This is a genomic window from Paraburkholderia caffeinilytica, assembly GCF_051027425.1.
Taxonomy (GTDB): Bacteria; Pseudomonadota; Gammaproteobacteria; order Burkholderiales; family Burkholderiaceae; genus Paraburkholderia; species Paraburkholderia caffeinilytica_A.
Genome location: NZ_CP186552.1, coordinates 4,271,831 through 4,287,904 on the forward strand (window position 1 = coordinate 4,271,831; position 16,074 = coordinate 4,287,904).

23 protein-coding genes are annotated in these 16,074 nt (G+C 61.5%); 7 read left to right on the forward strand and 16 right to left on the reverse strand.

Annotated elements, in window-relative coordinates; translation table 11 throughout:
* Positions 1-26: 26 nt before the first annotated feature.
* The 16 genes from ACOSV0_RS19130 to ACOSV0_RS19205 all read right to left on the reverse strand — a co-directional run bounded on the left by ACOSV0_RS19130 (position 27) and on the right by ACOSV0_RS19205 (position 11,656).
* A complete protein-coding gene (locus ACOSV0_RS19130) occupies positions 27-2,807 on the reverse strand; it encodes a type VI secretion system Vgr family protein (RefSeq protein ID WP_434107656.1) in 2,781 nt (926 codons plus the stop codon).
* A 92-nt stretch (positions 2,808-2,899) separates the two neighbouring features.
* The gene (locus ACOSV0_RS19135) at positions 2,900-3,196 is read right to left on the reverse strand and encodes a hypothetical protein (RefSeq protein ID WP_434107658.1); all 297 of its coding nucleotides are present in this window, start codon (positions 3,194-3,196) and stop codon (positions 2,900-2,902) included.
* A gap of 705 nt (positions 3,197-3,901) precedes the next feature.
* A complete protein-coding gene (locus tag ACOSV0_RS19140) occupies positions 3,902-4,261 on the reverse strand; it encodes a hypothetical protein (protein WP_434107659.1) in 360 nt (119 codons plus the stop codon).
* A complete protein-coding gene (locus ACOSV0_RS19145) occupies positions 4,258-4,605 on the reverse strand; it encodes a putative holin (protein ID WP_434107660.1) in 348 nt (115 codons plus the stop codon). Before ACOSV0_RS19145 ends, ACOSV0_RS19140 begins: the two co-directional genes overlap by 4 nt.
* A 3-nt stretch (positions 4,606-4,608) precedes the next feature.
* On the reverse strand, positions 4,609-5,391 hold the full coding sequence (locus ACOSV0_RS19150; protein ID WP_434107661.1) for a phosphoadenosine phosphosulfate reductase family protein: 783 nt from the start codon (positions 5,389-5,391) through the stop codon (positions 4,609-4,611).
* An 82-nt stretch (positions 5,392-5,473) separates the two neighbouring features.
* Entirely contained in the window at positions 5,474-5,692 is a 219-nt protein-coding gene (locus ACOSV0_RS19155; protein WP_434107662.1) for a hypothetical protein, read from the reverse strand.
* Between the two features lie 13 nt (positions 5,693-5,705).
* Positions 5,706-6,209, reverse strand: a complete 504-nt coding sequence (locus tag ACOSV0_RS19160; protein WP_434107663.1) for a Rha family transcriptional regulator — start codon at positions 6,207-6,209, stop codon at positions 5,706-5,708.
* Positions 6,210-6,211: 2 nt separating this feature from the next.
* The gene (locus tag ACOSV0_RS19165; RefSeq protein WP_434107664.1) at positions 6,212-6,451 is read right to left on the reverse strand and encodes a hypothetical protein; all 240 of its coding nucleotides are present in this window, start codon (positions 6,449-6,451) and stop codon (positions 6,212-6,214) included.
* 13 nt (positions 6,452-6,464) lie between these two features.
* On the reverse strand, positions 6,465-7,343 hold the full coding sequence (locus ACOSV0_RS19170; RefSeq protein WP_434107665.1) for a hypothetical protein: 879 nt from the start codon (positions 7,341-7,343) through the stop codon (positions 6,465-6,467).
* Complete coding sequence (locus ACOSV0_RS19175; RefSeq protein ID WP_434107666.1) at positions 7,333-8,133, reverse strand: ParB/RepB/Spo0J family partition protein; 801 nt, start codon at positions 8,131-8,133, stop codon at positions 7,333-7,335. Before ACOSV0_RS19175 ends, ACOSV0_RS19170 begins: the two co-directional genes overlap by 11 nt.
* A gap of 62 nt (positions 8,134-8,195) precedes the next feature.
* Positions 8,196-8,633: a hypothetical protein gene (locus ACOSV0_RS19180; protein WP_434107668.1), complete on the reverse strand. Its 438-nt coding sequence runs from the start codon at positions 8,631-8,633 to the stop codon at positions 8,196-8,198.
* A 163-nt stretch (positions 8,634-8,796) separates the two neighbouring features.
* Entirely contained in the window at positions 8,797-9,318 is a 522-nt protein-coding gene (locus tag ACOSV0_RS19185; protein WP_434107669.1) for a DNA cytosine methyltransferase, read from the reverse strand.
* Between the two features lie 55 nt (positions 9,319-9,373).
* Entirely contained in the window at positions 9,374-9,562 is a 189-nt protein-coding gene (locus ACOSV0_RS19190; RefSeq protein WP_434107670.1) for a hypothetical protein, read from the reverse strand.
* A complete protein-coding gene (locus tag ACOSV0_RS19195) occupies positions 9,559-9,900 on the reverse strand; it encodes a DnaB-like helicase N-terminal domain-containing protein (protein WP_434107671.1) in 342 nt (113 codons plus the stop codon). Before ACOSV0_RS19195 ends, ACOSV0_RS19190 begins: the two co-directional genes overlap by 4 nt.
* A gap of 28 nt (positions 9,901-9,928) precedes the next feature.
* Complete coding sequence (locus tag ACOSV0_RS19200) at positions 9,929-10,726, reverse strand: hypothetical protein (protein ID WP_434107672.1); 798 nt, start codon at positions 10,724-10,726, stop codon at positions 9,929-9,931.
* Between the two features lie 15 nt (positions 10,727-10,741).
* A complete protein-coding gene (locus tag ACOSV0_RS19205) occupies positions 10,742-11,656 on the reverse strand; it encodes a hypothetical protein (protein WP_434107673.1) in 915 nt (304 codons plus the stop codon).
* Between the two features lie 537 nt (positions 11,657-12,193).
* Here ACOSV0_RS19205 and ACOSV0_RS19210 point away from each other — a divergent pair.
* The 7 genes from ACOSV0_RS19210 to ACOSV0_RS19240 are packed head-to-tail and all read left to right on the forward strand — an operon-like array spanning position 12,194 to position 15,936.
* A complete protein-coding gene (locus tag ACOSV0_RS19210; RefSeq protein WP_434107674.1) occupies positions 12,194-12,415 on the forward strand; it encodes a hypothetical protein in 222 nt (73 codons plus the stop codon).
* Entirely contained in the window at positions 12,412-12,657 is a 246-nt protein-coding gene (locus ACOSV0_RS19215; protein WP_434107675.1) for a DNA-directed RNA polymerase subunit alpha C-terminal domain-containing protein, read from the forward strand. Before ACOSV0_RS19210 ends, ACOSV0_RS19215 begins: the two co-directional genes overlap by 4 nt.
* A gap of 5 nt (positions 12,658-12,662) precedes the next feature.
* Positions 12,663-13,559, forward strand: a complete 897-nt coding sequence (locus ACOSV0_RS19220; RefSeq protein WP_434107676.1) for a YqaJ viral recombinase family protein — start codon at positions 12,663-12,665, stop codon at positions 13,557-13,559.
* Entirely contained in the window at positions 13,559-14,056 is a 498-nt protein-coding gene (locus ACOSV0_RS19225) for an HNH endonuclease (protein ID WP_434107677.1), read from the forward strand. Before ACOSV0_RS19220 ends, ACOSV0_RS19225 begins: the two co-directional genes overlap by 1 nt.
* Entirely contained in the window at positions 14,053-15,168 is a 1,116-nt protein-coding gene (locus ACOSV0_RS19230) for a RecT family recombinase (protein WP_434107678.1), read from the forward strand. The genes ACOSV0_RS19225 and ACOSV0_RS19230 overlap by 4 nt, the downstream gene beginning before the upstream one ends.
* Positions 15,165-15,434, forward strand: a complete 270-nt coding sequence (locus ACOSV0_RS19235) for a hypothetical protein (RefSeq protein WP_434107679.1) — start codon at positions 15,165-15,167, stop codon at positions 15,432-15,434. The genes ACOSV0_RS19230 and ACOSV0_RS19235 overlap by 4 nt, the downstream gene beginning before the upstream one ends.
* 10 nt (positions 15,435-15,444) lie before the next feature.
* Positions 15,445-15,936, forward strand: coding sequence for a hypothetical protein (locus ACOSV0_RS19240; protein WP_434107680.1), 492 nt, complete (start codon positions 15,445-15,447; stop codon positions 15,934-15,936).
* The last annotated feature ends 138 nt before the right edge of the window (positions 15,937-16,074 follow it).

The window sequence follows — 16,074 nt, forward strand, 5'->3', positions numbered from 1 at the left end:
AATAAGTTTGTATCTGTCAGACGAAGTTATTCCGCAGCACTACCAGCGTCCGGCGTTCGCCGCAGCGCATGCAGCATCAGCGATTCAACGTCATCGCTCTTCTGTTCGGTCACATGTCCCGACTCGTTAGTCGTCCCGGTCAAACGCGTTCCATCGCCTCGCACCAGTTCGTAGGGGTGATTCTTCAACGGCTCGCCCGTGATCTGGTCGTGCAACGTGTAGGGATCATTGAATTTCGCCTTCGGCAGGCTGTTCATGTGCTGGGCAACCGAACCCGGCCCCTGGCGGCTGAACGATGCCGCCCTGACGGTGCGCGGGCCTTGCGTGCCGTCCTCGATTCCGGCCGCCGACCATCGGGTGTAGGAACCGCCCGCCCTGATCCAGATTTCGTCGGCATCGAGGATGATTCGTTTGGCCTTCGTGGTAGCGTCTTTTGCCGCGTTGAAGTTTACGTTGCCGGTGAGTGCCGTTATATCGATTGGCCCTTTTGCCGTGCGGATTAATATGCCGAGCTTCTGCGCGAACAGACTGATTTTTTCCGCTGCCGCCGCGATCAGCGACTTGCCGGTCGCAACATGCGTGTTGCCGTTGCTGACGATATTGGCCTCACCATCCGCAACGATATGTGCCGAGCGATCCGCAACCATTGCGACGTCTCTGGGTGTCGAGACAAGAATGTTCGGCTGGGCAAATCCATTGGCATTACCCGTGCCGCCGCCCGCCGTCACACCGCCTGCGCTTGCCCCCGATACCGGGTGCAGGATCTCCGTGGACAGGCCCTTGAGCGCGTTCTGTCCTGCCCGCAGCGATCCGGCCTGCGCCGTCGTGCTCGCACTCGACAGCGACTCGACCAGCATCCCTGCCTGCTGCAACTGCGAGTGCGCCTCGTCTACGCCCATCTGCTCGTCATCGTGGGCTTTAGGGTGCGTGCTGATCGACAGCCCCTTGCTGGCACGCACCGCGCCGAACTCGTCGGCGTGCAGTGTGAAACCTGCACCCAGATACCGGCCGCGCCTGTTGCCGTCCTGCCGGATCAGATAACCCTGTGCGAACGATGCGTAGCTTTTCCCGGTGTAGCTGACGATGCGCGTGCCGCCCTGATGCGTTGCGTCGTCATGCACGAAGGCGTTGTATGCGCCGGTACTGCCGAAGCCGCGAGACCGGAACCCCGACAGCAGGACGTTCGTATGCCATGGGGACGGGGTTGTGCCGCCATTGACACGCCCCAGGATGAATGGTCTGTCGCAGTCGTTATTCCAGTAACCGATGACGACCCATTCGCCCGCCCTTGGGACGTGAACCGATCCATAACCGTTGCCGGTATCGGACTGGATCGCCGACAGCAGCGGCGACGAATTGAACGCGCCGGGGGGATTTTTATGGTCCCATGCGAAATGCACCCGGACCTGATTGCGCTCGTTCGACCACGCCTCGAAGCCCTTCTGGGTCACGACAAGCGCGTGTTCATTCGACATCACCGGCTTCACGTGATCGAATGGACTGCGGTAATCGACGCGGGCGTCCTGGGCTTCGACCTCGATGACGTAAAAACCCGCCGTCCCGTCTGCTGCCTGGCCCGGTGTCCTGAAGCGCGCGCCACGCACGGCCTGCTGTTGCGCCAGCGTCGCGCGCAGACTGAGCGGAAATTCGGCCGTCTGCCTGCCAACCGGTACGTTGTTCTCGATGAACCAGCGCGTTTCGACTACGAGAAATTCCCGTTTTGTTGCATCGCTGTCCTGATGCCGTGGATGGTTGTTCAGGATGAAGCGCGAACCTGCATCGAGCCAGCGCAGGCCGCCCACTCCAAAATACCGCCGGGCCTGCGCTTCCCACACCTGGACGCGACGACGCGCACGTGCGTCACCGCTATCCGGGTCGGGATAGCCATAAGCCGTCGATTCGTACACCGTCATCGGCGCACTTGGGATACTGCGCTCGTCCCCCGGTCGCCGCTCCTGCACCTCATACGTGACAGACTGGAGGAGACTGCTGGCTTCGAAGCTGGACGCAGGGCGCTTGTAGTCGAATGCGTGCGACATGTACCGCAGACTCTGCATCGTCTGCATGGCCGCCCACTGCGTGAATCCATCGACCTCATGGTCGCTGTTGCCGCGATAGAACCCGGCAGGCTGCGCCTGCGGCAAGGACGACACCCGGTCCAGAATTACCAGCGTTGTTTTCGGCGTTTCGTCACCGCTGGCTGTCTCGTGAACCCAGTAGAAATACCAGCCTTCATCTTCGAGCAGGCGGCGAACAAAATGGAGGTCCGATTCGCTCTGACGGCACCACGACCGTCTGGCCGGTTCGCGTGACAGGTCGAAACGGAATGTTCCCTGCAGTTGCGGATACCGGTTGAACACGTCGGTGACTATTTCGCGCGCATCCTGTTCGAGCCATCCTTCCTCGTTGTGCGTGTTGCCGAGAAAGACCAGGGCGGACGAGAATCCGATCTGGTACGTAGACAGCCCACCATCCCCGCCGAGATAGCCGACCTGATGCACGAAACCGTGGACCGGGCGGTAGGCCGGACCGGCATCCGGCGTGCCCGGTTGCTGGATCCAGAGCGTGACAGGCTGGTGCATCAGCGACAGCAGCGTGGTGTCGTCACGCAACGACGCGACATCGATGGTCCAGGAATAGTCGCGCCCGATTCTGGCTGATCCGCGTGCCCGTAGTGGGATCAACGCATTGCTGCCGAGCGGCGTGTCCAGCATCAGCAGGCGCTCGTGCTGCATGATGCCCCGGTGGATCGCGTCGAACATATCCGTATATTTCAGACGTTCGGGTCCGGTCGGGCTGAGTCCCATCTTTCGTTATCCTTTTCTCTCAGGTTCAGGCGTCGGGCAGGTAAGGCGAACGGCACACGCCAGTCACGACGCGAGTCGCGCGTGCAGTTCTTTTAGTGAAAATTGAAGAAGCCAAGCGCGATCAACTCGTACAGGGCGACGTACAGGGCCAACACCACGAACCCGACCTGGAGCCAGAAAGCAGGTCCGCCGCGATCCGGCAATCTCCATGGCCGGTAGATCCACGCATATAGCGCGAGCACGGTAACGCCTGTACCTGCGAGCCCGCCGGATGCCAGGCTCAACGTGTTGATCGTCGCAGTGGCTATGTACCCATAGCTACTGGACACCACAAGTACCATCAGCGCCAGAACAAGCACGGCGCCCAGTAACGCGAACCCTGAGAGCATGAGTAGCCAGAAGCCTGGCCTGGCGTTAGCTGGCGGCGCAACGGGAACACACGGTGTTGCATCGGCTGGGGAGCGGGTCGGATCGGGCTGGATGTCGGACATGGAATGATGTTGAACGGGCTTCAGGCGGGGAATAGCATATGCAACTGGTGCCAGCTATTTTCTCATCGCACGAGGGTTCGACAGTGATGCGCGCGGTGCGAAATCGCATCATGTCTTGCGCGAAATCAATGATTCAGGAGAGCGAAGGTCATGCACTAGGGACCTGGCACGCGCAAGGTTATTGAGCGGTACTGCCCGCATGCCGTGGCGTGCGGGTGCTCTGCACGAGGCAAATCAGGTCATTTTCCCCGATACTGACGTGCCATACCGCGCAGAAGCTTGGGCCAGGATATTTCCCATATCGCTGCTTACGGGAGCTGGCCATAATCAGTTCCGGACGCACAAGGTCTCTCTCCTTCAGGCGCGTCCATGTATGACAGGCTGGAACCCTCTTGGGACTCGCACCCTGACCGGCGCGAGTCCTTTTTTTCAGTATTCGCTTCTCGCCGATTACGGCCGGGCAACCTGCAGGCATACAAGACCCTGGTGGAAAACCTGCAGGTCGTCGTTGGGGCGGAGAGAAATTGCCCGGCCACCCCGTTACCCTTCAGAACAGCCCCGCCGTCGCTGTACCAATGGGAGAGACCACGGGAGCCTCCGGTTTCAGGCGGTGGGCGGATCAGAGGTGTGATCCGTACGCAGGCTTTTCAGGGTAGCGACAATCTCCGACACGTCGCCACGCGCGGTCCACACGATCCACAGCACAATCAGGTTGACCACCACATGCGTGGGTTCAACCGGCGTGTTGTACCAGCCGGCCCACACGCGCAGCGCGAGCACGCCGTAGGCGCACACGAGCGCAAAGCGCGCGAGCCGCGCGCGGAATGTGACCACCACGTGCCCGCGCGGATGGGCGAGCAGCAGCACCGAAAAGATCGCGGTGGCGAGCAGCCCGTTGAGCATCAGCAGCCAGAAATCGGCAACGCCCTTCGCGCCGAAGGTATGAACGAGCGAGGCCATCATGACCTGTTTCCTCCAATGAAGCGCTGCACGAGCTGGGTGAGCAGCGCGGGCGCCGAGTTTTCCGACCAGTCGAGCAGCACGACTGCGGCAGTCACCACGCCAGCCGCCGAGATAAACGCGGCAGCCCATTCGGGCAGCCATGCAAGGTGGGAGCGCAGTTCGGGCGTGAGCGCGTAGCCGCCCACCAGCGAAACCGCGAAGTAGAGTAGCCGCCGGATGCGCGAAGGCTCGCGGCTGCGCATCACGAACACGAGCGCGCCACACAGCACGCCGCTCATCACCGTAAAGTTCGGGTGCAGCGGCAGCCCCGCGCCTGCCAGCGCCCCTGCGGCTATCGTCAGCATGGCTCAGTCTCCACAGAAACAATCAATCAATGCGTCTTCGTCTGAGTCTTCGAGCGCGAGCGGAATCTGGCGCGCGTAAAAAAGCGCCTCGCGTTTCAGGTCACGATACGGCGGCCGGTCATTGCGGAAAGTCGCGCCGTGTTCCGCGCTTTCCTGTCCGATCCACCATTCAGCGCGCCACGGTTCGGCGACAAGCGCACGCACGATCTTGTGACGTGCCTTGAGAAAACAGCAGTCACAGTTGCCCAGGTCGCCCATCGGATCGAGCTGGAGGTCGAACGGTTGCGCGCGCCAGAATGCGAGTACATCAGCTTTCGTGACGTTCGCGCGCACGAGCGGCAGCACGGGCACGCCGTTGGAGTTGTCGCGTGCCGGGTCCATCATGCGCGCCACGCGGCGCGGTTCATCGGCGCGTATGCCGATAACGCTGTCCCATTCCTCGAAGCCCTGCGCGCGCATGTAGGCGCTGCTCGCGCGCATCTTCAGATTGATCGTGCAGAGCCGGGCCGCAGGATTCGGCAGCATGTTGGCGGCGCGCGTCATCGCCGCGAACGGTTCGCCATGCCGTGCCGCCGTTGCAAACGTGACAAGCTGGTAAGTGCAGAAGCGCTGCGCGCGACCTTCAATAAAGCCCGTCCACTCGATCCATGCAACCGGCACGCTCCAGCGCCGCGCGCAGTCGTCCACGAATGCGAGCGTTTCTTCGCGTTCCTTGCCGGTGTTCTGGAACACCACGAAGCAGTCGCGCGGCAATCCGCAGTTGGCGCACAGGACCTGATGGAGCATGTACGCGCTCGTGCGGCCGCCGCTGAAACAGATCTGCGCCGGGCCAGAAATAACATATGGCGCGAGGTTTCCGGGCATGGCGTTACTTCTCGCGAAAGACCTCACTGAATACGAGCCGCAGATCGTCGCCCGTGCATGGGTGTCGCCCGTACCACGCTTCGGCCCGGCGCGCGCATTCGTCAGCGTGCCCCGCCCACGGACTGCCACGGCGCAACGCCTCACGCCGCACCTGGTCGCCCAGGGTGACACTCAGCGGTGGCAATGCGCCGCCCACCGGAAATCCACTTTCGCGATTTTTCATCGCAAGCCTCCTGCTAGTCGAACAGCGACGGCTGGATCATCGCCATCAGCCGGTAACGCTCCGCCTCCATCGCTGGTTTTGTTGCCTTGCGTTCCAGCATCAGATGTGATCCGGTCGAGGCCCGTTCTTTCGATGCCCGCTCCCGCTCGTGCAGTGCGAACAGGTCGTGCAGCAGCCCGCGCTGTTCGGTGCGCACGAAAGCGGCCATTTCGTTGAACGCAGCAATAAACGCTTCCTTGATGCGTGCCGCTTCGCTGCCCGTGAAGCCGAGCACCAGAAACATGAACCCGTCTTTCGTCATCTGCACCATGCGACGCAACTTGCCCTGTATGTCGATATATTCGGTCGGCGCAAAATTGCGTTGGCTGAATTCGGCTGAGCACTCCCGATTATCGTAAGTGCGCAGCACATCCGCGTGACGTTTATGAAAGTGCCTTGCGACGCGCAGCGTATCCGTGACCAGACGGTTGTCCGCGATGCTCACGAAATCGGCAAGTGGACCGGGTATCTCAATCATGGCTAACTCCTGTCGTGTTCCTCGCCTTGGGTGAATGAGGGATCAGGCGGCGTCGCGCCCGCGAGCGCTACACGCGCAAGACGCGCGATGGACTGGAGCGCGGTGGCCGGATTGCGTGTCGGCACTTCGGCGAGCGCGCGTATCAGGTCGAGCACTTCACGCGCCCTGGTGAGATCGTGCAGCGCCCGCGCGCGCAACCGGTCGGCGTGCATGATGCGAATCTCGCGCTGCTTCAGGTTCATGACGCGCTCGCGATCAGTGCAATGGCAGACGCGCCACCCAGGGTGTATGATTGTCTTCGGAAACACCCTTCGGGGCTGTGGCGTTTGTCATGGCCTTTTTCTTTTTCGGCAACTCCCCGAAAACCGACACGACGACAAACCCGCGCATGTTCGCAATCATCGCGGCCTGGTCATTTATCTGGATTTTCGTCAGCGACGCCTTCGCCGGGTCGAACACTTTCAGGCACCGGCAGAACAGGTCGTAAGGCTCGCGCGCCTTTATCTGGCCGCGCAGGAATGCACTCACCAGGGCGTGTGCTGAACGCGGCATGGTCGCCAGATCGTTCGTCACCAGCGCGCGATAAACCAGCCGCACGTAATCGCTGTCTCCATCGTCCATCATCGTGAGTACGGCGGCCGCACGTACCGGGGCGCTACTCCACGTTCGCACCGATGCACCGCAAAAAGTCAGCAGGTCACGGTGCCAGGGCGCGATACGTTCGCAGACCGGAATCAGTGCCGTTGGTGTCGCTGGCCCACTGGAAAAAATCGAGTAGATCAGGCGCGCGACTTCCACTTCGCGCCGGTCGCGTCCGATCATATCGGCCGTCGTACGCCTGTAACCACAGTCCACCACGCGGAACACTTCGTCGCGCGTCAGCCCGCGAGTGACCAGCATCGCGAAACTGTAGCCGTCCGGTAACTCCGCAATGGCCGTCAGGCGGTGCTGGCCGTCGATCAGTTCGCCGTTTTCTGAAAACGCAATTCCCTGATGCGACACGACATATTCGCCGCGCGCAAATGCTGCCCTGAGGGTATCGACCCAGCCACGCCGGATACCGCGATTACGCACATTGCCTCGGAGCCAGTCGCGTGCGATGGCTGGTGTCACGTTCACCATTTCAGTTTTCATGTTCGCTCACTCCGATTTCGCGTTGACGGATAGCGCAGGCAATCTGCGCCAGCAGCACGCTTTCTTCAGGGGAAAATTCGCTCTGCGCCTGGATTGCACTCAGGGTCAGACGTGCATAGGTGCAGAGCATCGAAACACCACGCGCAGCGGCTTCGGCCAGTTCATTGCGCATCGCGTCAGCTTTCCTGCCTTTCTTTGGCCGCGCAGGGGGACGGCTATTGCTGCGACTTTTCTGCTGGCTCGGGCTGCTCGCTGCCGCGTTGTGCATGACGGTTGCCACCGCCTGCGGCAGACTGATTTCGCCGTGCGCGACTTTCTGCGCCAGTGCTGGACTAACCTTCGCTATCCGGTCGGCGGATTGCTGTGTCCGTACGGATGCGCCAGATTGCGCTGCGCGTTGCTTCGCAGTGAGCAAATGCGCAACGTTGCGCATTTGCTCTTTTTGACGGTGTTGATTGCTCCCGTTCCCGCCGCGCGGATGCGCTTTTTGCCAGTCTGACGCCGCCGCCACAATGGTGGCCTGCTGGCCTGGCGAAAGATGGCGGCGACGCAGATTCGCAGATAGCACGTAGGCGAGCGGATCGTCGTCGCCCAGTGGCATCGTAACGGGTTCGATACCTGCCTCAATGCACGCGCGGTAGCGGTTGCCGCCGTCCAGGATCATTCCATCGAACGTAACGATGGGCTGGCGCAATCCGTGCGCCGCTATATCCGTACGTAGCACGTCAAAATCGACTGGCGCAAGCCGGGGAAACAGCGCGCACAGCGGATGAAGTTCTAACGGTTTCATTGCGTACCTCTCTTGCGTCGGGAAAGACGGGCACGTGTTGCGCCGGATTTGTTGTGTGAGTTTCATGGGTCGCCACCTGCCGCAAGGCGAGGCGCGTCGGCGCGGTCATCGTTCGCCGCGAAGGCGTCGCACAGGACGCGCCACGCCTGCACCACACAGCGCGGCACCTGGCCGTTACCCAGTGCCTCGATGCGCTTCGCGCGATGCGGCACCTTCATTTGTGCCATGCGCGGCACGAATCCGGGCGCGCCGGGGTCCAGCGTCGCCGGGTCGATACCGAACCATGGATCAGGCTCGCCAGCGGCGTGTGGGCCGTGCTGGCGCGTCCACGCGTCGAAATGCGCGGCACCGGGCGGCGCGAGGTCCGTCCATCCCACGGGCCAGCCCATAAGCCATTCGACCCACGCCGGATTGAGCGGCCCGCCGTCCGCATGGCAGCACAGTTGCGGCGTATGGCGTCGCAGGCGGCCCGGCGATGCGCCCGCCGCATCGGTTTTCATGGGCGTCGGCCACGTTCGCACGGCAGCAGGCAGACCATTGCGTGGATTGGCCGCGTCGAAATCGCCACGCTTTTTCGCATCGTTCGCGACCGGCGTGGGCCACAGCCTGACTTCAGCACTCAGCCCGGGATCGCCGCGGCCGTTATGTCTTCCGTCGCTGGCGTCAGCGGCAAGCGGAGTGCGCCAGTATCCAGATTCGTTCCCTGATATGCGGGGCACCGCAACCGGCAGCGGATAGCACGCCCCAGCGCGCATCAAGCCCCATCGCGGCCAGGTCTCCAAGCACGGTTCCGAGTCCGCGAACAGTGAGCATTGGGCTGTTTTCCACGAGCACGAACTGCGGTCGTACCTCGCGAACGATGCGCGCCATTTCGCGCCACAGTCCTGACTGTTCGCCACCGATTCCGGCACCGCGTCCGGCCGTGCTGATGTCCTGGCACGGAAAGCCGCCCGATACCACGTCAACACAGCCGCACCATGCGCGTCCGTCAAACTCACGCACGTCCTCAAATATCGGAAACGGTTCGAGCGTCCCGTCGTTCTGCCGTGCGATGAGTACAGATCGGGCGTAGGCGTCGAGTTCGACGGCGCACACGATGCGATGTCCACGCAGTTTTGCGCCGAGAATTCCGCCACCGGCACCGGCGAACAGCACGAGTTCGCGCAGGGTTCCGTCATCGCGCATGGTTCCTCCCGCTGACGCGCGAAGGCTTCGAGCATGGCCCGCGAAAAATACCAGGTCATAGGCCCCCCGCCGCAGGGAAGCCGGGCAACTGCACCTGTTGCGCCACCATCAGCTCAACAACGATTTCGGCACGCGGGTTCGTGCGGTTGATGCCGTGATAGATATGCCGTTCGCGCACGCAACGGTCATTGCGATATACGCCCGCCGTCGGTGATTGCAGCGATACCAGTAGACGCGCATTCACCTGCTGCCCCGCATCGCTTTGGGCTGCGTTCCGGCTTCGTGCTGCGCGTCAAGCGCGTCACGGAATGCAAGCAGCGCTTTCAGGCGGCCGGTTGCGAAGCAGGGATCGTCACCCGCCAGCCAGTCCAGATATCCGGCGACACCCTGCACGCATCCGTGACGTTCCCTGCGCATCGAGGCAAATACCGCGGCGGGGTCGTGCTGCACGCGCCTCTCTGCCAGGCGTTCGGCATGCCGGAAGATCTGGCCGTGCAGATCGTGCGAGAAATCCTGCGCACGCAGTGAATGCCAGTCGGAATGTGCGATCCCTTCGCCGCGCAGGATCATGCGCAGCACCATCTGCTCGCCACGTGTGCGTGCATCGCTTTCAAACCGGATCATGCTGCACCCCAACTTCAACAGGTTCGTCATCCTCACCAGGCACGCGTGAGGGGATCAGGCCGGCAGCGCCGCCGCCGATGATTCCGAGCGCGGCCCGCCAGCGCCCGCGCTGTTCGTCCGTCGCATTCGCGATATACGCGCGGCCTGCGGGCGAACTGATCGCATCGAGGGCAATCCGTACGGCTTCGGGCGACGGTGCATTGGCTGGCCTGGCGGCGATACCGTCAAGCAGATCAAAGGCCCACTTCGCAGACGGCGCACGATGCGCTAGCGGCGCGAGCGTGGCCCGCATCCGCGCAACACAATCGCGACTCGAAGGTGGCGGGCGCTTCGCGATACTGCTGTTGGCCGCTGCATCCGCCATGCGTTCGCGCAGCGCCGCGCGCACCGCGTCGCGCAGAAAGCGCTCAAGACGGGCGAGCCATTGCTGCACAATCGGGTGGCCGGGCCGGTAAGGCGACACGTCGCGCGCATCGGGCAGGAGGTCCGCATAGCCGGATTCGATCAACCGCTGTTGCGCTTCGCGATACGCCTGCGGCCAGCGCTCCGACACAAAACCCCGGCGAACGTCGAGCACCGCGCGATAGACCGCGAAATGACGGCGGATGACCGCGGTCACGAAATCGCGTGCGCCCCAGTCGGCGTCGAAGTGGCAGAAGCAGACCCACTCGCCGCCACGTCCGAGCGTACCCAGCAAAGGGCAACCCGGACACACGCACAGCCCCCAGCGCGGGTCACATTCGCCGCCTGCGCTGTCCGTTGCCGTTTCCGCTTCGTCGCTCACGTTCGCACCTGTCGCCTAGTGCAGCCTGCGGCCTCTCTGCGCCGCCTTGAGCCGCCCGATAAACTCGGACATGCTCTCGCCGGGTCGCGCCGCCGCAATGCCGAACTCGCGTGCCATTGCATCGAGCGAGGGGCCATCAAGCGAATCCAGCGGCGCGCCGTCGCGTGCGCCGTGCGGCGGCCCGCGTGAGGCGTGCCCGTCACGGTCGAGCCATGACGCGCGAAAGCCCGCCCATCCGCGTTCGCAGCACATGCGCAACGCATTTTCGAGCGTGATTCCGGCCTTTGCCGCTTCGCGTTCGACGCCCGCCATGGCGGTTTCGGTGACGCTTGCGCGTTTCGCCTTGCGCAGTGTCAGCCAGTCCCCGGCGATTTTCGGATCGACGCCAGCGGCGAACAGGTGTCCCCGCGCATCGAAGCGCGGGGAAGCACGCGGCACGCGTGCGCCGGTTTTGTTTTTCTTCAGAGAATCAGAGAATCCATCAATCAGAGAATCAGAGATACAAGGGCCAAGTGCTTGTTCTTCTGGTGCAAAGTCCTTATCACCAGAATCAGAAGGGCTTACTACCATGGTCGTAAGTCCTTCGTCGCCGCGCACGTCGCCAGCGCCCACCGCTTCGGCGGGTGCTGGATCAGCGGTTTCGGGCGGCGGAATTTCACTTTCCGCCTCATTACCGTGCGGCTTCTGGTGCTTCGCGAAATTCACGATCTGGATAAAACGGCGTCCGCTCACCGCATAGCGGATGATGAATCCGGCTTGATGGAGGTCGCGCAACATCGCATCAACGTTTGCGCTGTCGTAGGGCAGTGCCTTGACCTTGATACGCTGCGGCCGGTCTTCGAGCCGTCCTTCGCGGTCAGCAAGCATCCACAGGTAAATCCAGAGCAGCCGGTGCAACGGCGGCAACGCCGCGAGCGCTTCGTTTTCCATCGTGCCGGGCTTGATGTTGCGGGCGCGTGCCATGTTCGCCCCTACGCGAAGGAGCGCGACGCGGCACCCTGTTCACCTGTACAGAGGTAAGCCGCCCACGGGACTGGCGAGTTTCTAACCACGACCATTCTCCGGTTCAACCACATCAGGCAATCGACGCTATGGAATGTGGCCTTACGGTTGTCTTTTTTTTAAATCGCCGGTCAGATTCCATGAATTAAAATTAGCCGCTAAAAGGCCGGCGGTCAATTAATACAGTTTGCTTTAATTGTCCACGGTAGTGCACTGATGTGTTCTGACGTTTCAGCCGAAAAATCAAGGGATCTGGGACATACACCTACGTCATCACGACTGGAAAATGCAGCCAGCAGGAAAGTTGCTCAGGATTGCTAATAACGCATTGATTGTTAATGGACAATTCAATCCGGCTTGCGCCACATAATTAAAAACAATGTCTCGTCCTCGCTTCATAGGTCACTTGAAAAATATCTGACCGCGTGCGTATCCTTAATCGTGCCTGAGTCAAGGAGTGGACGCGTGGAAAACAGTTTTGTCGAGACCTGGGCGATGCCACATGAAAGCGGCGGCGAAATACACGTTGTTCGCGGACCCGATAGCGACGTGACCTACCGCCATGCGCTGACTGTCCGGGACTCGCTCCAGGCGAGCCGCATGCCGGTCATCACCGGTCAGTACCGCGACATCGAAACGGGTCTGTGGACGGTGTTCGTTCGCGTCCTGCCGGAGCCGCTGCAATGAGTACGTTCGACCTCTCACAGCGTAGCCCGATGGTCAGCGCGCTGCTCGCTCAACAGCCGGTTACGGTGCTCGGCGTGACGGCACGGATCACCAACCGGCTTCAGGCGGCCGGGATCTGGTCAATAGGCGAACTGTGCGCGCACAGTCTGCATGACCTGCAACTGATTCAGGGCATCGGCGAGTACTCAGCGCATTGCGTTGCCGACACGCTGGCACTGCGTGGTCTTTCGCTCAAAGGGTAAAGCCCATGAACTCAAGGGACGAATGGCTTGCGGAGCGCCGCAAGGGCGTCGGCGGCAGCGATGCGGCCGCCGCTATCGGGCAGTCGCGCTATCAGACAGCCTATGAGTTGTGGCTGGACAAGACCGGGCAGACAGCGGGCGAGCGCGAAGAAAACGAAGCGATCCGCTTCGGCCAGGCAATGGAAGCAATTGCAGCCGACATGTTTGCGCATCGCATGGGCGTGCGCCTGCGCCGTCGCAACCAGATCATCCGCCACCCGAAGTATCCCTTTATGGCGGCGTCGGTTGACCGGCTGGTGGAAGGCCGCCGCGAAGGCTTCGAAGCGAAGAACGTCAACGCCGACTTTTTCAGATTCTCCGGCGAATGGGGCGATCAGGGTTCCGACCAGGTTCCGGTCGAATACCTGTGCCAGTGCCATCACTATCTGACGGTACTCGATTACGACGCCTGGCACCTTGGCGCGGTGGTCGGTGGCAACCGTCTTGTGACCTACACCATTGAGCGCGACCCCGAATTTTCCGAACTGCTGATTGACCAGGAAATGACGTTCTGGACGTTCGTGGAAACCGGCGAACCACCGCCGTTCGACTACTCGCACCGGCACGCCGTTGAAATCCTGAAGCGGCTTTATCCGGGCACAACCGGCGAAACCGTCAGGCTCGATGCTTCGCTGATGGACTGGCATTACGTGCGTATCGAAGCCGACGAACAGGTCAAGTCGTATCAGGCCGTCAGCGACGGCGCACGCGCGCACCTCCTGCACGCGATGGGGGAGGCCGCTGTCGGTCTCCTGCCGAATGGCGGCGCATACCGGCGCAAGGTCGTGCACCGCTCCGCGTACAGCGTCGAGGACTGCGATTACACGACGCTGACCTACAGCAAGCCCAGGGAGAGCGTGTAATGAGCACACAGTTGACTGCTCCGCGTCTTCGCGAGTTGTTGAGTTATAACCCTGACAACGGGGTATTCATCAATCGTGTAACCCGGTCCGGTAAAGCTGTCGCCAATCGGATAGCGGGCAGCCTCGATGCCGGTGGTTATGTGCAAATACATATTTGCGGTCGAAACTACAAGGCGCATCGGCTCGCCTTTCTTTATATGACCGGCGGCTGGCCGTCAGGCCCCGTCGATCATCGCGACGGGAAAACCTCGAATAACCGCTGGAAGAACCTGCGCGATGCAACACCATCGATCAATTCCCAGAATCAGCGCTCAGCCCGCAGCGACAACACAACAGGGCTGCTTGGCGTCAGTTACGACGTTTCGCGAGGAAGGTATCTTGCGCAGATTTCAGCAGGAGGGAAAAAGCTAAATCTCGGACGGTACGCGACATCCGCCGATGCCTACGTGGTTTATCTAGCCGCGAAGCGGCGATTGCATGAGGGAAATACGCTATGAGCGACAACACCTTATTGAGCGGCACGCGATTCGAACTTAACGCCGATACCCTTGGGTATGTCGAGCGCTTCGCGATGCTGATGTCCACAGCCGGCATCACCGTACCGGAGCCTTATCGAAACAATCCGGGCAACTGTGCGGCAGTGACATTGCAAGCGTTGACCTGGAACATGAACCCATTCGCGGTCGCAGCAAAGACGCACTTCGTCAACAATCAGATCGGCTATGAAGCGCAGCTAGTCATCGCCGCCGTCAACACCTCCGGCCTGCTGGCGGACCGTATCAACTGGGAATGGTTCGGCCCGTGGGAAAAGATCGTCGGACAGTTCGCTGAACGCGAGTCGAAGACGAAGAAGAACGAACACGGCGAGCCTGTCCGGTATCGCGTGCCTGCGTGGAACATCGAAGACGAAGATAGGCTTGGCGTGCGTTGCTTCGCGACGCTCAGGGGCGAGCGCGAACCGCGTGTGCTCACGATCCTGATGAAGCAGGCGCGCGTACGCAACTCGACACTATGGGCGGACGACCCGAAGCAGCAGATTGCTTACCTGTCCGGTAAGCGCTGGTCACGCCTGCACGCGTCCGAAGTTGTTTTCGGCGTGCGCACGCCTGACGAACTGGAAGTGATCGACGGCGGCGTGCACGATATGGGAATAGCCGAAGAAGTGCGGCCCGACCCGCCGCGTGAATCGTCGCGCACCAACAGCGTCAAGCAGCGCATGAGCAGGAATGCGCCACCACACGAAACCGTGCCGACGCTGGATGAAGTCCTGAAGCGGATTGCAGAGGCACGGAGCGCCGGTGAACTCACCGCAGCGGGCGAACTCGCCATGAAGTTGCGCACCGGTCAGGAAAAGGAGATTGCGCGCACCGCGTACAGCGACAGGCTTGCAGCAGCGCGTGCCGCTTCGCAGGCGGGCAGGAAGGTAACTGACGCGGAACCGATCGCGATGACCTTCGCGCAGGTCATGGACGGACTTGAAAAAGCCGATGCAACTGGCCTTCTCGACGTTGCCGCCAACCTGATACGCAGCGTGCCGGACGAAGGCCAGCGCGAAGAACTGGAAGAGTTCTATGTAACGAAACGCCACAGGATGGAGGGCGCGCAATGAACACAATGAATACGGTAACGATTGGCGAGGGCTGGGATCGCTTCAGACGTCAGGTGATACCGGCAACATTGTCTGACGGGCAGGTCTCTGATATGCGCGCATGCTTCTACGCGGGCGCGCTCGTTGTGCTGGAGACAGTCAACACGCTTGCAGACATCGACAGCGACGTTGTAAGCATACTGGTGCTCGAAATCCTGCAACGGGAGAAACGGGCATATCTCGGCGAAGCACACCGCTGGGCGCGGCAAGAGCCGCCGTCCGATTGAGGGGCGCGCGATGATGACCTTCGAAAATCAACCGGTCAGGGTTGAGCACATCAATACGCGCACGGAGTATCACGGCGATGACGAAGTGCTGGCCCTTGATCTGATAATCACGACCGACCTCCCGAATACGTCACTCGACCGGCTGTCGTCCACGCTGCGCCGCTCGCTTTATGATGCGGACGGAACCGGTGATCTGGTTGACCCCGATCACACGCCGCGCCTGCGCAACCCCCAGTTAGGGACGTTGCACTGGTCGGGCAGTTTCCCTGCTGACTTCACATTCAGCGATAGCGATCATGACGACGACCTGCCGTTCACCGACGCGAAGCTGGACAGGATCACGTTCGTACCCAGGGAGGGCGGCACCGTCGCGTACACATTCCGGGTCAAGGTCTACCCGGGAGACGAACAGGTTTCGGCGCGCGTCCTGTCGCTCCTGCATAGGCCCGGCGTGCGCGGTACGCTCGACGTGTTTGAAGAGGAAGCGGAAACGGTTGACTGACTGCGCCGCTGTCCCGGCGTGGTATAAACGGCTTCGACAGCCAGAACCCGCTTCGGCGGGTTTCTTTGTGTATGGGTGTGCACCGGGAGACGCTGGTGTGTTGCAGGAAAGCCGCAGAAATTGTCCTCAGATTGTCCT

Excerpts from the sequence above, each read along its gene's own strand:
- ACOSV0_RS19130 (WP_434107656.1), bottom strand. The coding sequence starts at position 2,807 with ATGGGACTCAGCCCGACCGGACCCGAACGTCTGAAATATACGGATATG.
- ACOSV0_RS19135 (WP_434107658.1), bottom strand. The coding sequence starts at position 3,196 with ATGCTCTCAGGGTTCGCGTTACTGGGCGCCGTGCTTGTTCTGGCGCTG.
- ACOSV0_RS19140 (WP_434107659.1), bottom strand. The coding sequence starts at position 4,261 with ATGATGGCCTCGCTCGTTCATACCTTCGGCGCGAAGGGCGTTGCCGAT.
- ACOSV0_RS19145 (WP_434107660.1), bottom strand. The coding sequence starts at position 4,605 with ATGCTGACGATAGCCGCAGGGGCGCTGGCAGGCGCGGGGCTGCCGCTG.
- ACOSV0_RS19150 (WP_434107661.1), bottom strand. The coding sequence starts at position 5,391 with ATGCTCCATCAGGTCCTGTGCGCCAACTGCGGATTGCCGCGCGACTGC.
- ACOSV0_RS19155 (WP_434107662.1), bottom strand. The coding sequence starts at position 5,692 with ATGAAAAATCGCGAAAGTGGATTTCCGGTGGGCGGCGCATTGCCACCG.
- ACOSV0_RS19160 (WP_434107663.1), bottom strand. The coding sequence starts at position 6,209 with ATGATTGAGATACCCGGTCCACTTGCCGATTTCGTGAGCATCGCGGAC.
- ACOSV0_RS19165 (WP_434107664.1), bottom strand. The coding sequence starts at position 6,451 with ATGAACCTGAAGCAGCGCGAGATTCGCATCATGCACGCCGACCGGTTG.
- ACOSV0_RS19170 (WP_434107665.1), bottom strand. The coding sequence starts at position 7,343 with ATGAAAACTGAAATGGTGAACGTGACACCAGCCATCGCACGCGACTGG.
- ACOSV0_RS19175 (WP_434107666.1), bottom strand. The coding sequence starts at position 8,133 with ATGAAACCGTTAGAACTTCATCCGCTGTGCGCGCTGTTTCCCCGGCTT.
- ACOSV0_RS19180 (WP_434107668.1), bottom strand. The coding sequence starts at position 8,633 with ATGAAAACCGATGCGGCGGGCGCATCGCCGGGCCGCCTGCGACGCCAT.
- ACOSV0_RS19185 (WP_434107669.1), bottom strand. The coding sequence starts at position 9,318 with ATGCGCGATGACGGAACCCTGCGCGAACTCGTGCTGTTCGCCGGTGCC.
- ACOSV0_RS19195 (WP_434107671.1), bottom strand. The coding sequence starts at position 9,900 with ATGGTGCTGCGCATGATCCTGCGCGGCGAAGGGATCGCACATTCCGAC.
- ACOSV0_RS19205 (WP_434107673.1), bottom strand. The coding sequence starts at position 11,656 with ATGGAAAACGAAGCGCTCGCGGCGTTGCCGCCGTTGCACCGGCTGCTC.
- ACOSV0_RS19215 (WP_434107675.1), top strand. The coding sequence starts at position 12,412 with ATGAGTACGTTCGACCTCTCACAGCGTAGCCCGATGGTCAGCGCGCTG.
- ACOSV0_RS19220 (WP_434107676.1), top strand. The coding sequence starts at position 12,663 with ATGAACTCAAGGGACGAATGGCTTGCGGAGCGCCGCAAGGGCGTCGGC.
- ACOSV0_RS19225 (WP_434107677.1), top strand. The coding sequence starts at position 13,559 with ATGAGCACACAGTTGACTGCTCCGCGTCTTCGCGAGTTGTTGAGTTAT.
- ACOSV0_RS19230 (WP_434107678.1), top strand. The coding sequence starts at position 14,053 with ATGAGCGACAACACCTTATTGAGCGGCACGCGATTCGAACTTAACGCC.
- ACOSV0_RS19235 (WP_434107679.1), top strand. The coding sequence starts at position 15,165 with ATGAACACAATGAATACGGTAACGATTGGCGAGGGCTGGGATCGCTTC.
- ACOSV0_RS19240 (WP_434107680.1), top strand. The coding sequence starts at position 15,445 with ATGATGACCTTCGAAAATCAACCGGTCAGGGTTGAGCACATCAATACG.